This window comes from Pseudomonas sp. P4_C1, from assembly GCF_056402155.1.
Window position 1 is genome coordinate 1 of the sequence record NZ_JBFUHY010000105.1, and the last position, 13,121, is coordinate 13,121.

10 protein-coding genes and 1 rRNA gene are annotated in these 13,121 nt (G+C 59.6%); 3 read left to right on the plus strand and 8 right to left on the minus strand.

All coding sequences use genetic code 11. The annotated features are described in order from the left end of the window. Nucleotides 1–85 precede the first annotated feature (85 nt). Together rrf and mrdA are read left to right on the plus strand one after the other, a co-directional pair. Nucleotides 86–201: ribosomal RNA gene (rrf, locus tag AC1DU9_RS28045) — 5S ribosomal RNA — on the plus strand. Between the two features lie 208 nt (nucleotides 202–409). Then, entirely contained in the window at nucleotides 410–2,302 is a 1,893-nt protein-coding gene (mrdA, locus tag AC1DU9_RS28050; RefSeq protein ID WP_477811104.1) for a penicillin-binding protein 2, read from the plus strand. A gap of 36 nt (nucleotides 2,303–2,338) precedes the next feature. Here mrdA and AC1DU9_RS28055 read toward each other — a convergent pair whose 3' ends face one another. From AC1DU9_RS28055 to AC1DU9_RS28090, 8 genes are read right to left on the minus strand one after another with little or no spacing between them, the layout of a single operon-like run. Continuing rightward, on the minus strand, nucleotides 2,339–3,469 hold the full coding sequence (locus tag AC1DU9_RS28055) for a glycosyltransferase family 4 protein (RefSeq protein WP_477811105.1): 1,131 nt from the start codon (nucleotides 3,467–3,469) through the stop codon (nucleotides 2,339–2,341). Continuing rightward, nucleotides 3,470–4,600: a glycosyltransferase family 4 protein gene (locus AC1DU9_RS28060; RefSeq protein WP_477811106.1), complete on the minus strand. Its 1,131-nt coding sequence runs from the start codon at nucleotides 4,598–4,600 to the stop codon at nucleotides 3,470–3,472. Further along, nucleotides 4,584–5,951 (minus strand): glycosyltransferase family 4 protein, encoded by a 1,368-nt coding sequence (locus tag AC1DU9_RS28065; protein WP_477811107.1) that lies wholly within the window; start codon nucleotides 5,949–5,951, stop codon nucleotides 4,584–4,586. The genes AC1DU9_RS28060 and AC1DU9_RS28065 overlap by 17 nt, the downstream gene beginning before the upstream one ends. Then, on the minus strand, nucleotides 5,948–7,201 hold the full coding sequence (locus AC1DU9_RS28070) for an ABC transporter ATP-binding protein (RefSeq protein WP_477811108.1): 1,254 nt from the start codon (nucleotides 7,199–7,201) through the stop codon (nucleotides 5,948–5,950). The genes AC1DU9_RS28065 and AC1DU9_RS28070 overlap by 4 nt, the downstream gene beginning before the upstream one ends. Continuing rightward, the gene (locus tag AC1DU9_RS28075) at nucleotides 7,201–7,998 is read right to left on the minus strand and encodes an ABC transporter permease (protein WP_223547528.1); all 798 of its coding nucleotides are present in this window, start codon (nucleotides 7,996–7,998) and stop codon (nucleotides 7,201–7,203) included. Before AC1DU9_RS28075 ends, AC1DU9_RS28070 begins: the two co-directional genes overlap by 1 nt. Beyond that, nucleotides 7,999–9,441, minus strand: a complete 1,443-nt coding sequence (locus AC1DU9_RS28080; protein ID WP_477811109.1) for a mannose-1-phosphate guanylyltransferase/mannose-6-phosphate isomerase — start codon at nucleotides 9,439–9,441, stop codon at nucleotides 7,999–8,001. Nucleotides 9,442–9,444: 3 nt separating this feature from the next. After that, entirely contained in the window at nucleotides 9,445–10,416 is a 972-nt protein-coding gene (gmd, locus tag AC1DU9_RS28085) for a GDP-mannose 4,6-dehydratase (RefSeq protein ID WP_477811110.1), read from the minus strand. Continuing rightward, complete coding sequence (locus tag AC1DU9_RS28090; RefSeq protein ID WP_477811111.1) at nucleotides 10,413–11,327, minus strand: GDP-mannose 4,6-dehydratase; 915 nt, start codon at nucleotides 11,325–11,327, stop codon at nucleotides 10,413–10,415. Before AC1DU9_RS28090 ends, gmd begins: the two co-directional genes overlap by 4 nt. A 424-nt stretch (nucleotides 11,328–11,751) precedes the next feature. Between AC1DU9_RS28090 and AC1DU9_RS28095 the strand changes: the two genes are divergently transcribed. After that, nucleotides 11,752–13,121 (plus strand): glycosyltransferase (locus AC1DU9_RS28095; RefSeq protein WP_477811112.1); only part of this gene is annotated, 1,370 nt, incomplete at its 3' end.

Genomic DNA, 13,121 nt, shown 5'->3' on the forward strand with positions numbered 1-13,121 from the left:
CGAAAGTTCGACGCTCACAAAACACCGAAAGCTGTCACATACCCAATTTGCTGAAACGTTGAAAAACGGTTCAGTACCCGAATTTCTTGACGACCATAGAGCATTGGAACCACCTGATCCCATCCCGAACTCAGCAGTGAAACGATGCATCGCCGATGGTAGTGTGGGGTTTCCCCATGTGAGAGTAGGTCATCGTCAAGATTAAATTCCGAAACCCCAATTGCGAAAGCAGTTGGGGTTTTGTTTTTGTCCGCAGAAAAGCAGGGGTGAGCTGGCACGCCCGCTCAAGGTCAATTGTAAAAAAAACCACACCTACGTGACTCCGCACTTTTGGTAAGGTGCAGCTCTTTTTAATGGACTGAGTTTGCGCCCACGGATCGGCATCGCTTTTCAAAGAGTTGCTGCACAAGTGCCCGAACCGATACCGATCAAGGACCACGAAAAAGAGACATGCCTGGTCAACAAAAGACTCATGGCCTGCGCCTTGTTCGTTGCCGCTGTCACCTGTGCACTGGTAGTGCGCATGTATGTCCTGCAAGTAGTCGAGTTCGACTATCACTCGACCATCTCCGAAAACAATCGTGTACATGTCCTGCCGATTACGCCCACCCGCGGGTTGATCTATGACCGCAACGGCGTACTTCTCGCAGACAACCGTCCCAGCTACAACCTGACCATCACCCGCGAACGCGCCACCGATGTAAAAACCGAGCTGGACGAGGTGGTCAATCTCCTGCACCTGCCCGCTGAAGATCGCACGCTGTTCGACAAGGCCATGAAACAGGCACGTCATCCGTTCGTACCCGTGACGTTGTTCTATGAGCTGAACGAAGAACAAATTGCCATACTTGCCGTCAACGAATTCCGCTTGCCGGGCCTGGATGTCGAGCCGCAGTTCGTTCGGCACTATCCATTGGGCGAGCACTTCGCTCATTCGGTCGGCTACGTCGGACGCATCAACGAGAAAGAGTCAAAGGCTCTGGATACGGTCGAGTACCGAGGCACCCAATCCATCGGCAAGACCGGAATCGAAAAATTCTACGAGGCGCAGCTGCACGGCCACGTCGGTTATGAAGAAGTCGAAACCAATGCTCAGGGCCGAGTGCTGCGAGTGCTCAAGCACACTGACCCGGTGCCAGGCGAAAACATTGTCCTGAGCCTCGACGTCAAGCTGCAGGAAGCCGCCGAGCAAGCCCTGGGCGATCGCCGTGGCTCGGTGGTCGCGCTGGATCCGTCGACCGGTGAAGTACTGGCCATGGTCAGCAACCCGAGTTTCGATCCGAATCTGTTCGTCACCGGTATCAGCTCCAAGGAATACTCTTCGCTACGGGATTCCATTGATCGGCCGCTGTTCAATCGTGTGCTGCGTGGTCTCTATGCCCCGGGTTCGACCATCAAGCCGGAAGTGGCAATCGCTGGCCTCGATGCAGGTGTCGTCACGCCACAGACCCGTGTGTTCGACCCCGGTTATTACCAGCTACCGGATTTCGATCACAAGTACCGCAACTGGAACCACAGCGGCGATGGTTGGGTGGATATGGATGCGGCGATCATGCGTTCCAACGACACCTATTTCTATGACCTCGCACACAAGCTCGGTATCGATCGCCTGCACGACTACATGGCCATGTTCGGGCTCGGTGAGAAAGTCTCCCTGGACATGAATGAAGAATCCCCTGGCCTGATGCCATCCCAAGACTGGAAGCGCGCCACCCGTCGTCAGGCCTGGTTTCCGGGCGAGACGGTGATTCTCGGCATCGGCCAGGGCTACATGCAGGTTACGCCGCTGCAGTTGGCCCAGGCCACGGCGCTGATTGCCAACAAAGGCGTGTGGAATCGCCCTCACCTGGCCAAAACCGTGGACGGTGTCGCGCCGGTGGATGAGCATCCGATGCCGAACATTCTGCTCAAGGATCCGCGCGACTGGGAGCAGGTCAACCATGGCATGCAGATGGTGATGCACGATGCTCGCGGGATTGCCCGGGCCGCAGCGGCAGGGGCGCAGTACCGGATTGCCGGCAAGAGTGGTACCGCGCAAGTGGTGGCGATCAAGCAGGGCGAACGTTACAACCGGGAGAAAACCCGCGAGCGTAACCGCGACAATGCCTTGTTCGTCGGCTTCGCCCCGGCCGAACATCCGAAGATCGTGATTTCGGTGATGATCGAAAACGGCGAGGCSGGTGGYCGCGTYGCMGGACCGGTCGTCCGSSAGATCATGGACGCCTGGYTACTCGATCAGGACGGGCACCTGAAGCAACAATACGCCGCGCCGAGCAAGGCACCGGGCGATCCTCACGTCTGAATCATCGTGGCTTCATAGCACAGGCATCACGGATGCTCAGGCGTAGGCGAGAGCTTTTTCTTCCAGCAGCTCCTCATACAAGGCTGCCCATTTACGACCCATTTCGTCCGCGGTAAACAGATTTTGATAACGGGCCTGCGCCTTCTCGCCCATTTGCGCCGCCAGCACCGGGTTTTCCCAAAGCGTGCGCATCGCCTCACGGAACGCCAATGGATTGCTCGGCGGCACCACCAGCCCGGTCTCGTCATGGATGTTGATGTAACTGGTGCCCGTGCCAATCTCACTGGAGATCATCGGTTTGCCATACATCGCGCCTTCAAGCAGCGAAATGCCGAAGGCTTCGGAGCGCAGGTGCGATGGGAACACGATGGCGTAGCTCAGTTGCAGCAGTGCCACTTTGTCCTCGTCCCCCAGACGCCCGAGGAAGTGGACATTGCGTAAACCCAGGGCGGTCGCCTGGGCATGCAGCTCTACTTCCAGTGGCCCGGCACCGACAATCACTGTCGGGTAACCCAGGTCCTTCAGGGCATCGAGCAGGATGTGCAATCCTTTGTAGTAGCGCATCACACCGACAAACAGAAAGAACTTGTCGCCGAGCTTTTGCCGCCAGTGGGCCGTTCGATCGCTGTCCGGCTGTGGGTAACCTGCCTTGTTCAATCCATAGGGGATCACTCGGGTCTTGTGCTGAAACTGTTGCAACACATCACTGGTGTGCAGGTAATTAGGCGACGCAGCGACGATCCGGTCGGCGCTGTGCAGAAAGCGATTCATCAGCGGTCGGTAAAGTTTGAGCAGGTGTTTCTGGCGAATAATGTCCGAGTGGTACGTCACCACGCTGGGTTTGTTCAGGCCGCTGGCGAAATGCACCAGGTCCATGAACGGCCAGGGAAAGTGGTAATTGACCACGTCGGCCTCGGCTGCCAGCTCGCGAAACTGTTTGAAGACGCTCCAGGAAAACCCGGTAGAGGCGAACTGAATGTCGAGTTTGGCCCGATGGACTTCGTGATGACCGAGCTGCACCACCGGCGTTGTCGGATCTGCACTGAGTGTCAGCACCTTGCCTTCAATGCCGTGCAGCGCACCGCTTTCGCACAACTGGAAAATCACTTGTTCGATCCCGCCGACCGAGTCAGGCAGGTACGTCTTGAAAAAATGAAGAACTCGCATTCAACCTCCCATTGCCTGGCGGTAAGCGCTGGCCGTGACTTGCGCGCAGCGTTCCCAGGTAAAAAGCCTTGCCTGTAGCAATCCGGCTTCTCGGCATGCCTGCCAATGCTCTTGATCGTCGATCAGACGACTCATTGCATCGCGCAGGCCGTCGGTTTCATCCGGTTCAACATAGTTACCCGCATAGCCTGCCACTTCGGGCATGGCCGAGCGTCTGGTCAGAATGACCGGCGTGCCACAGGCCATGGCCTCCAGCACCGGCAGGCCAAAACCTTCGTAAAGCGACGGAAAAATCAATGCCCGGGCGCCGGCCAGCAGCTGCGCAACGTGCTCGTCAGGCAGATAGCCCAGCAAACAGACACAACCGCAGGCCAGGGCCTGGTGCAATTCTTCGCTGAACTGCTCGCGCTGCCAGCCGGCCATGCCGACGATCAGCAAAGGAAAACGCTGACGGACCGATTCCGGCAATCGGGCGTGGGCGCGCAGGGCGAGGGACAGATTCTTGCGCGGTTCCAGGGTGCCGACACAGAGGAAGTATTCCCGCGCTTCGACGCCATGGGTCTTGAGTACGGAGTCGATAGCCTCGGGGGACCGCGGGTGAAAACGCGCGGCTACACCGAGTGGGGCGACGACAAATCGCTCGGCCGGTAACCCGAAATGTGCCTGGGCTTCGTCAGCAATGAACTGCGAGTCGGTCAGAATCAGGCTTGCCTGTCGCACGCCGTCGGCCACGCGCCGTTCGATTTCTCGCAAGCGCGCTGGTGGCTGCGTTTCGGGATAGTGCAGGTGAGTCAGGTCATGCAGGGTGATGACGGTCGGACCGTCGAACGACAGCGGCCACAAACTCGGTTCGTGGTAGAGGTCGATGGCTTGCGCGCGGCCCTGATCGAAGCGTTTCTGCTCCAGCCACCGGCGGGCCTGATAGGCCCCCGGAATCTGTCGCAGCAACGGCGTCAGTCGGGAATAACCGGGCATGGCCGCTTGCGGCAGCACATCACTCCAGCCCCAGCCATGAAACAGCGCCAGTTCAATATCCGATTCACCCGCCAGGGCGTTCGCCAGTTCGGCGACGTAGTGGCCGATGCCGGTGCGCGGCGCCTGGAGAATCCGTGCGTTAAGGGCAATGCGCATGTTGCCTCTCTTGTACGAGCGGCACGTCCGGGAGATTGCGCAGGGTACGTTCGGCCAATTGCGCACTGGCTTCACGCCAGCCGATCCAGCGCCAGTGCGCGACGTCGCGAGTGGCCGGGAATTGACCGCTGCTCTCGAAACCAATGACCAGATCAGCCAGGCTTTGTGGTTCGGCCAGATCGAAGTACGCCATGAACTCGCCGCCGATTTCGCGAAAGACCGCAATGTCGCTGCCCATGGCCGGTAGTCCACGCTGCATGGCTTCTACCAGCGGCAGGCCGAAGCCCTCCACAAAAGACGGAAACACCAGTGAGCTGGCGTGGGTGTAGGCATGCTCGAGGCTGGTGTCGCTCAGGTCATTGAACATGAACAGTCGTTGGTTCAGCTGCGGGTGATTACGGACCCGGGCCAGCAGCGCATCGCATTTCCAGCCGACTCGCCCGGCAATGCACAGCCGGGCATTGGAGCCTGCCGCCCAGGCCTGTTCGAAGGCGTCGAGCAGGTAGGCGTGGTTCTTGCGCGGTTCGATGGTACTGACCATCAAAAACACCGGTTCCGGCGTCGCGAACAGCCGGGCAAGACGCGGTTCCACGGCGGCGTTGACTTCGCTCAGATCGAGTTCGGAGCCCAGGTGGAAATAATCGAACCACAACTCGGTGGCCTTGGCGGAGCCCAGACGGCGCTGAACTTCCTCACGCACCTGGTCACGCACCGTGGCGGAAATCGCCACGAAGCCATCGGCGGTTTGGGTGATCCAGTCGAACCACTCATTGAACACCTGCACCAGCCGTGAATCGTAGAACTGCGGGTGAGTCAGGGGAATCAAATCGTAGATCACTGAAACAATGCCCACGCCTTCACGTTTGAGTTGTTCGGCAAACGGGAAAAAGTCGGTGTGCCAGGACGAGTCCAGCAACACCAGTTGGTCCCCCGGTAGATGCTGCAACGGTGCGCAACGTTTGGGCAGTTGATACTGATCGAGCTGGTCGATCAGGCGCAGCGGCACGCTGAAGCAGGTCAGCGCTGTCAGTCGATAAGCCACGTATACCACGCGTCGGGCGAATCGCGATGGCAAACGTTGGTCGAGCCGCTGGTGCCATTGCCAGAAACGATGTGCCAGCCGGCCAAGTCGCCCGCCGAACATCATCAACTGATCGAAAAATGGAATGTTCAGCGCGCCGAGTTTCAGTACCCGATAGAGCTTGCCCTTGAGCATCACAACCGGGATGCATTCGACACCGTCGACCGATTCCGGTAGCTGGTTGACGACGTTGCGCACCACCCGCTGAATGCCCGAATTGACCTTGGGGTGCTGGAATACGTGCGTGCACTCCACTAAAAGACGCGTCATGGCGTGCTCCCCGAAGTGACCGGCGCGCTCGAGCGCGTGACGGTGGTCTTCGCGGCCAGCCACGAGCAGCCGACAAAATCTTCCTGCCGGTTGTTGATCACATGGAACACCAACCCGTAATCGCGCCACTCGAAGTTGCGGTCCAGGTGCGAATCCAGGCGTGACAGGCTCAACGCCACGGAATAGTTACCCTTGCCCAGCCCCATGACGAAAGCAAAGCGATAGGTCACGCGTTCGCCAGCCTGCAGATCGGTCAATGCCTGATCCTGGCGATGGGTGTTGATGCCATACATGGCCTGGCCCAGGCGATCCTTGATCATGAAGCCCAGTACCAGCCGTTCGATGTCCTGGCGAACCTCCACATTGACCTCCAGCACGACCGGCAGGCCGACTTCGGCGGCGTCGATGGAGCGTTCATGTTGGTCGAGCAGGCGCACGCTCAGAATCCTGGCTTCACCCGTTCCCGAAATGGTACTGACCTGGCCGCCAGCGAGGGCTTCCTGGCGCACGGTCTGTCCTTCACGCTCGGCGAGCAGAGCGTTGTAGTAATCCATGACGGATTCGGGTGTGTCGTGCATGGCCATGTGGCCGTTTTCCAGGAGGATCGCCGAGTCGCAGATCGACTGAATCGCCCCTCGGTCATGGGAGACGATCAACAGCGTGGTACCGGCTTTGCGAAAGTTGCGGATGCGGTCGAAGCTTTTGTGCTGGAAGTAGGCATCGCCCACCGACAGCGCTTCGTCGACGATCAAAATGTCCGGGCGCCGCGCGGTGGCCACGCTGAACGCCAGGCGCATTTGCATACCACTGGAATAGGTGCGCACCGGGTGGTCGATGGCGTCGCCTATTTCCGCGAAGCGTTCGATTTCCGGCATCAACGCTTGTATTTCTTCGACCTGCATGCCCAGCAGCTGCCCGGCCATGACCGCATTCTGCCGGCCGGTAAAGTCCGCATGAAACCCCATGCCCAACTCCAGCAGGGCGGCGACGCGGCCTTCGAGCTCAATGGTGCCGCAGGTGGGTTGGGTGGTGCCGGTGATCATCTTCAACAAGGTGCTTTTGCCGGCGCCGTTGACCCCGACGATGCCCACCGATTCTCCGGGGGCAATCTGGAAGGTCACGTCTTGCAGCACCCAGTGCTGGCGATGGCGGATCGGCGAGAACGGGACCAGCCATTCGACCAGTCGGCTCCAGCGGGAAGGGTATTGTTTATAGGCCTTGCCCAGGCCGGTGACGCGTATGTGCCCCATCAGAGTTCATCCACCATTTCACCGACCCTCTGCCGGAACAGCCGCAGGCCAATGACGAAGAGCAATACGCTGGCGACCATGATCGGCAGCAGCGAACTCCAGACGGGCCATGCGCCGTACAGGAAGATGTTCTGGTAGCTGGTGATCAGGTTGGTCAGGGGGTTGAGTTGCAGCAAGCGCTGCACCCAATCGGGCAGGATGCTCATCGGGTAAACGATTGGCGTCAGCCAGAACCAGAATTGCAGGCAGATGGCGAAAAACTGCCCGACATCGCGAAAAAACACATTCAGTACGCCAAGAATGATCCCCAACCCGGCACAGAACATCACCTGTAACGCCAGCAGAGGAATAAGCGCCAACAGCGCCAGGCCCGGTAGTCGACCGGTGATCAACAGAAAGCCGAGGAACAGGCCGATGATGATTGCGAAGTTGATACCGGCATTCAACAGCACGATCACCGGCAGGCAGATCCGTGGGAAGCTGATTTTTTTCAGCAGGTTGGCGTTATCCAGAAACATGTTCTGGCTGCGCACCGTGATCTCTGCAAACAAGCCCCAGGTCAGCAACCCGGCGCAGAGGTAGATGCTGTAGGCCATGCCGTCATCTACCCCTGGCAAACGCGCGCGCATGATGTGGGAAAAAATCACGGTGTAGACAATGATCATCGACAGCGGATTGAGCACGGTCCACAGGGCACCGAACAACGAATTGCGATAACGCGCCTGAAACTCTCGCTGGACGCTACCGAGAATGAACCCTCGATAGCTGCCCAGCGTGCGGTAAAGGGAAAGCAGCATTCAAACCGTCCTGCCGTATTGATCTTCGAAGCGGACAATGTCGTCCTCTCCCAGGTATTCGCCGCTTTGCACTTCGATGATCACCAGGTCGATCACGCCGGGATTTTCCAGGCGATGCTTGTGACCGGCTGCAATGAAGGTCGATTCGTTCTTGGCCACCAGGTGCGTGCCGGTGCCATTGTTGGTGACCTTGGCCATGCCTTCGACCACCACCCAGTGTTCATTGCGATGGTGGTGCATCTGCAACGACAACTTGGCGCCGGGCTTGACCACGATGCGTTTGATCTTGAAGCGCGGGCCTTCCTCGAGCACGGTGTAGGTACCCCATGGCCGGCTGACCGTACGGTGCAGGCGATAGGCTTCGTGCTCTTTATCCTTGAGTTGCCTGGCCACCCGGCGCACATCCTGGGCGCGGTCGGCGTGGGCCACCAGCACGGCGTCGGCGGTGTCGACGATGATCAGGTTATCCACCCCCACGGTCGCGACCAGACGGTTTTCGCTCTGGACGAAATTGTTGTGGCTGTCGATGAAAATCGACTCGCCGACGGCGCRATTGTTCTGGGCATCCGCCGGCACCAACGCGGCCACCGCACCCCAGGAGCCGATGTCGCTCCAGTCGAAACGGGCCGGCACGACGACCACCTTGTCGGAACGCTCCATCAATGCGTAGTCGATGGAAATATCCATGATTTCGCTAAACAGGGTTGGTGACAGCTCTTGTTGCACATCCCCGGCGTTTTCCACGGGAGCGCTGGCGGCCATGCAGGTTTGCGTCTGCGCAAGCAAAGCGGGCGCATGGATTTGCAGTTCGGCCAGCAGGGTGGCGACGGAAAAGCAGAACATCCCGGAGTTCCACAGGAAGTTGCCGCTTTCCAGGTAGTGCGTCGCGGTTTGCAGGTCGGGTTTTTCGACGAAGCGCCGCACGTTGGCCGCGCCTTTTTCGTCCAGTGATGTGCCGGCTTCAATGTAGCCAAAACCGGTTTCCGGAGCGGTCGGCACCACCCCGAAGGTCACCAGGTGACCGCGTCTGGCCAATGTCACGGCATGCTCGACTGCGTCCTTGAGCGCGTCGACATTGACGATCAAGTGGTCGGCGGGCATCACCAGCATGATCGCATCGTCGCCATGCAGGGCCTGGAGGGAGAGGGCGGCGGCGGCAATGGCCGGCGCCGTATTGCGTCCCGTCGGCTCCAGCAGGAAGTGCCCGCGATGCCGGCCCAGGTGTGCGTCCCGAAAGTGATCCTTGCTCTGGAAGTAGTACTCGCGATTGGTCACCGTGACGATATCGCCCCAGCCGTCGAGCAGGTCCGCGGCCCGCTGATAGGTCTTGCCCAGCAGCGACTGGCCGTCGGGCAATGTCATGAAGGGTTTGGGATGGCCCTCACGCGACACCGGCCACAACCTTGTCCCGGCACCGCCGGAGAGAATCACGGGAATCAGCATGGCCTACTCCTTGGCGACGCGTTTCATGTCCGCATCCATCATCATGCGGATCAAGGCATCCAGATCGGTCTTGGGTTTCCAGCCCAGCACACGCTGGGCCTTGGCCGGGTTGCCGAGCAGCACTTCCACTTCGGCCGGGCGGAAGAACGCCGGGTCGATCTTCACGTAATCGCGGTAGTTCAGGCCCACATGATCGAAGGCGATCCGGCACATCTCGCGCACGGTGGTGGTCACGCCGGTGGCCACCACGAAGTCGTCGGGTTTGTCCTGTTGCAGCATCAGCCACATGGCTTCGACGTAGTCCCCGGCAAAGCCCCAATCGCGCTTGGCGTCGATGTTGCCCAGGCGCAGTTCCTGCTGCTTGCCCTGCTTGATCCGGGCGGCGGCGTCGGTGACCTTGCGCGTCACGAATTCAATGCCGCGCAGCGGTGATTCATGGTTGAACAGGATGCCGCTGCTGGCGTGCAGGTTGAAGCTTTCGCGGTAGTTAACGGTGATCCAGTGGCCGTACAACTTGGCCACGCCATAGGGGCTGCGCGGATAGAACGGTGTGTTCTCGTCCTGCTGTTCGGCCTGGATCAGGCCGAACATTTCGCTGGTGGACGCTTGGTAAAAACGCGTGTGCGCACTGAACTGACGGATCGCTTCGAGCAGGTGGGTAACGCCAAGACCGTCGACGATGCCGGTGGTCACCGGTTGATCCCAGGAGGCCGCGACAAAGCTTTGCGCGGCCAGGTTGTAGACCTCGTCCGGCGCCGACTTGATCACCGCGCGCTGCACTGAACAGGCATCGGCCATGTCGCCGTCGAGGTAGACGATGTCCGCCTCGACTCCCATCTCGCGCAGGCGCCAGCGCGAGTCGCTGCTGCGACGCGCGACCAGACCGTGGACTTTGTAGCCCTTGTCGAGCAGCAGTTTGGCCAGATACGCGCCATCCTGGCCGGTGATACCTGTGATCAGTGCACTTTTAGTCATTCTTGTCGTACTCGCGTCTCCCAGTCGGACAGGATCGCCCGCAGGGATTGTTGTGTTGTGATTTCAGGCTTCCATTCGGTGGTCTGGACCAGCCTGGCAGGGCTGCCACACACCCGACGCTGATCCGCGCGGCGAAGTCGCGCAGGGTCCTGGACCAGTTGCAGGTCGACCTGGGCAAGATCTGCCAATTGCTCGATCAAACTGCGAATGCTCTGCTCGCGCCCCGAGCAAATGTTGTACACCTGCCCCGGTGTGCCTTTCTCCAGCAAAGCCAGGTAGGCCGAGACCACGTCCGCGACATCGAGGAAATCGCGCGTCACGTCGATGTCCCCGACCTCCAGTCGTGGCCCTTGCAGGCCTTGCTTGATCCGGCAGATCTGACGGGCGGCGCTGGCGATGACGAAGCTGTCTTTCTGCCCTGTGCCGATGTGGTTGAACGGGCGGGCGACCAGTACGGGCCAGCCTTCGCTCAGGCCCCATTGCAAACTCAGGAACTCTGCCGACAGTTTGCTCACGGCATAGGGATTGCGCGGGCAGGGTGGCTGCAATTCAGTGATGGGCAGATGCTCTTCGGTGACCTGGCCATAGACATCACCGGAGCTGACGTACAGAAATGTGCCGGTGAAGCCGCGCGCCTTGAGGGCTTGCAGCAGGTTCAGGGTGCCCAGCAGATTGATGTTCAGGGTGCGCGCCGGATCACGAAAGGCGTCCGGGACGAAAGTCTGGCCGGCCAGGTGAATCACCGCATCGGGCATTTGCGGCCATAAGCTTTCGAGGCTGTCCTGCGCGGCGAGATCGTAGCGGTCAGGAGCCACCAGAAGTTCCCATTCCGAGGCATCAGCCTGCAAACGCGATTGGATGTGTTGTCCTACGAATCCGGTCAGACCCGTGACAAACAGACGCTTTTTCAAACAGCGACCCCTTGGTCATGCATTTCATCCAGTTTCCACAGGCTTCATGGAAAGGTTTCACGAGTCGATATGATCGCTCGAAAGACAGGTGAAATGTTTGTTGTAGTTGTTTGGTAGCCAATCTGTGCCATTTGCTCGGTAATTTCAACAAGTCCAAAAGTGACTGATCGGTTCTCCCCAGCGTAGCCTGATTTATTCTCGCCGGGCGGTTCACGAACCCTCAATGGATGTGTTTAGAATGCCCATCGTCACGATTATCCGGGGTTCGGCAGCGTCGCTTCGAAACTGCGAGAAACTGACCACTAAAACAAGAACGAAGACGGGCAGCAAGACAATGGACGAGCGCCAGTGAACACTGACTCGAACCCTGTCCTCCCCGTCATAGCGTGAGGCTGCCGGGATGGCGGCGTCACCGTGGGATGCCATGAATTTCATTCTTTACTCCGACGTCAACGACAGCTCCATCAGCCAGAGTCTCGGCCGTCCCGAGTACAGTTACTACTTCGTGCTCAAGGCTTATCGCCCTGTGCTCGAGAGCCTTGGGCGAGTGCATGTGGTGTCCTCCACCGCCGAGGTCGATCCGCTCTACAAACAGTTATTGGCCGCCGGCGAAGACAGCCTGTTTCTGTCGTTCACGCCGCCGCAGAAAACCCCGAACGACCTTGCGTGCCCGACGATCTGCGTGGTGGCCTGGGAGTTTGATTCGATTCCCGATGAACAATGGGATAACGACCCGCGCCAGGACTGGACGCAAATGCTGGCACGGCAGGGCCGGGTGATCACGCTCTCCAGCCATACCGCCCGGGCGATTCGTCGGGCCATGGGCGAAGACTTTCCGGTGCTGGTGTTGCCGACGCCGTTGTGGGAAAACTTCGCCGACATTCGTAGTCGCCACACCAGCGTCCCGATCAGCGCCGGCTCGACCCTGGACATCAAGGGTTGCATCTTCGATACACGCACACTCGGGCTGAGCGCCGATGCACTGATTCCCGACGTGCCGACTGCCGAGGAACTGGCGGCGCTCGAGGCCGAGCTGGAGGCATTGAAGCCACCGCCGCTGACGCTCAAGCGCCGCTTGGTGATTGCTCGCCATTACCTGCGTATGTGGCGCCTGGACAAAGGTAAATCGCTGCCGATCCCGGTGCATCGCACGCATTTTCTAAGCCAGTGGTATTGGGAAGGGGTTCGCGACCTGTTGTCCCCAGCCGCCCATGCGCGTCTCGCTGACTGGTTGCCGGCCATCGCCGGCCCGCAGACGATGGCAGTACCCGAGCCAGAACCGCGACAGTGGCCGGACACCACCGCCCAGGTCGAAACACAGGTTGACGGTGTGGTGTACGTCACCGTGTTCAACCCGCGTGACGGTCGCAAGAACTGGCATCAACTGATCACCGCATTCTGCTGGGCGTTCCGCGAAACGTCTGACGCGACGCTGGTGCTGAAGATTACCCAAAGCGATCTGTCGACCTACCACGACGAACTGATGACGTTGCTCGCGCAGCTTTCGCCGTTCGCCTGTCGGGTGGTGGTCATGCACGGCTACCTGGACGACCCGCAATACGCCCGGCTGTACGAAGCCGCCAGTTACTACGTCAATGCCTCGCGCTGCGAAGGTCTGTGCCTGCCGCTGATGGAGTTCATGGCCAGCGGCAAACCGGTGATTGCCCCGGATCACACGGCCATGGAGGATTACATCGATGAGCGTGTGGCGTTTGTGGTCAAGTCCAGCGAAGAGCTGACCATCTGGCCGCAGGACACTCGCATCATCTACCGCACCCTGCGTTACCGGCCGGA

Bases quoted from the DNA above. Each gene is read 5' to 3' on its own strand.
- AC1DU9_RS28055 (WP_477811105.1), bottom strand. From the start codon at position 3,469: ATGCGAGTTCTTCATTTTTTCAAGACGTACCTGCCTGACTCGGTCGGC.
- AC1DU9_RS28060 (WP_477811106.1), bottom strand. From the start codon at position 4,600: ATGCGCATTGCCCTTAACGCACGGATTCTCCAGGCGCCGCGCACCGGC.
- AC1DU9_RS28065 (WP_477811107.1), bottom strand. From the start codon at position 5,951: ATGACGCGTCTTTTAGTGGAGTGCACGCACGTATTCCAGCACCCCAAG.
- AC1DU9_RS28070 (WP_477811108.1), bottom strand. From the start codon at position 7,201: ATGGGGCACATACGCGTCACCGGCCTGGGCAAGGCCTATAAACAATAC.
- AC1DU9_RS28075 (WP_223547528.1), bottom strand. From the start codon at position 7,998: ATGCTGCTTTCCCTTTACCGCACGCTGGGCAGCTATCGAGGGTTCATT.
- gmd (WP_477811110.1), bottom strand. From the start codon at position 10,416: ATGACTAAAAGTGCACTGATCACAGGTATCACCGGCCAGGATGGCGCG.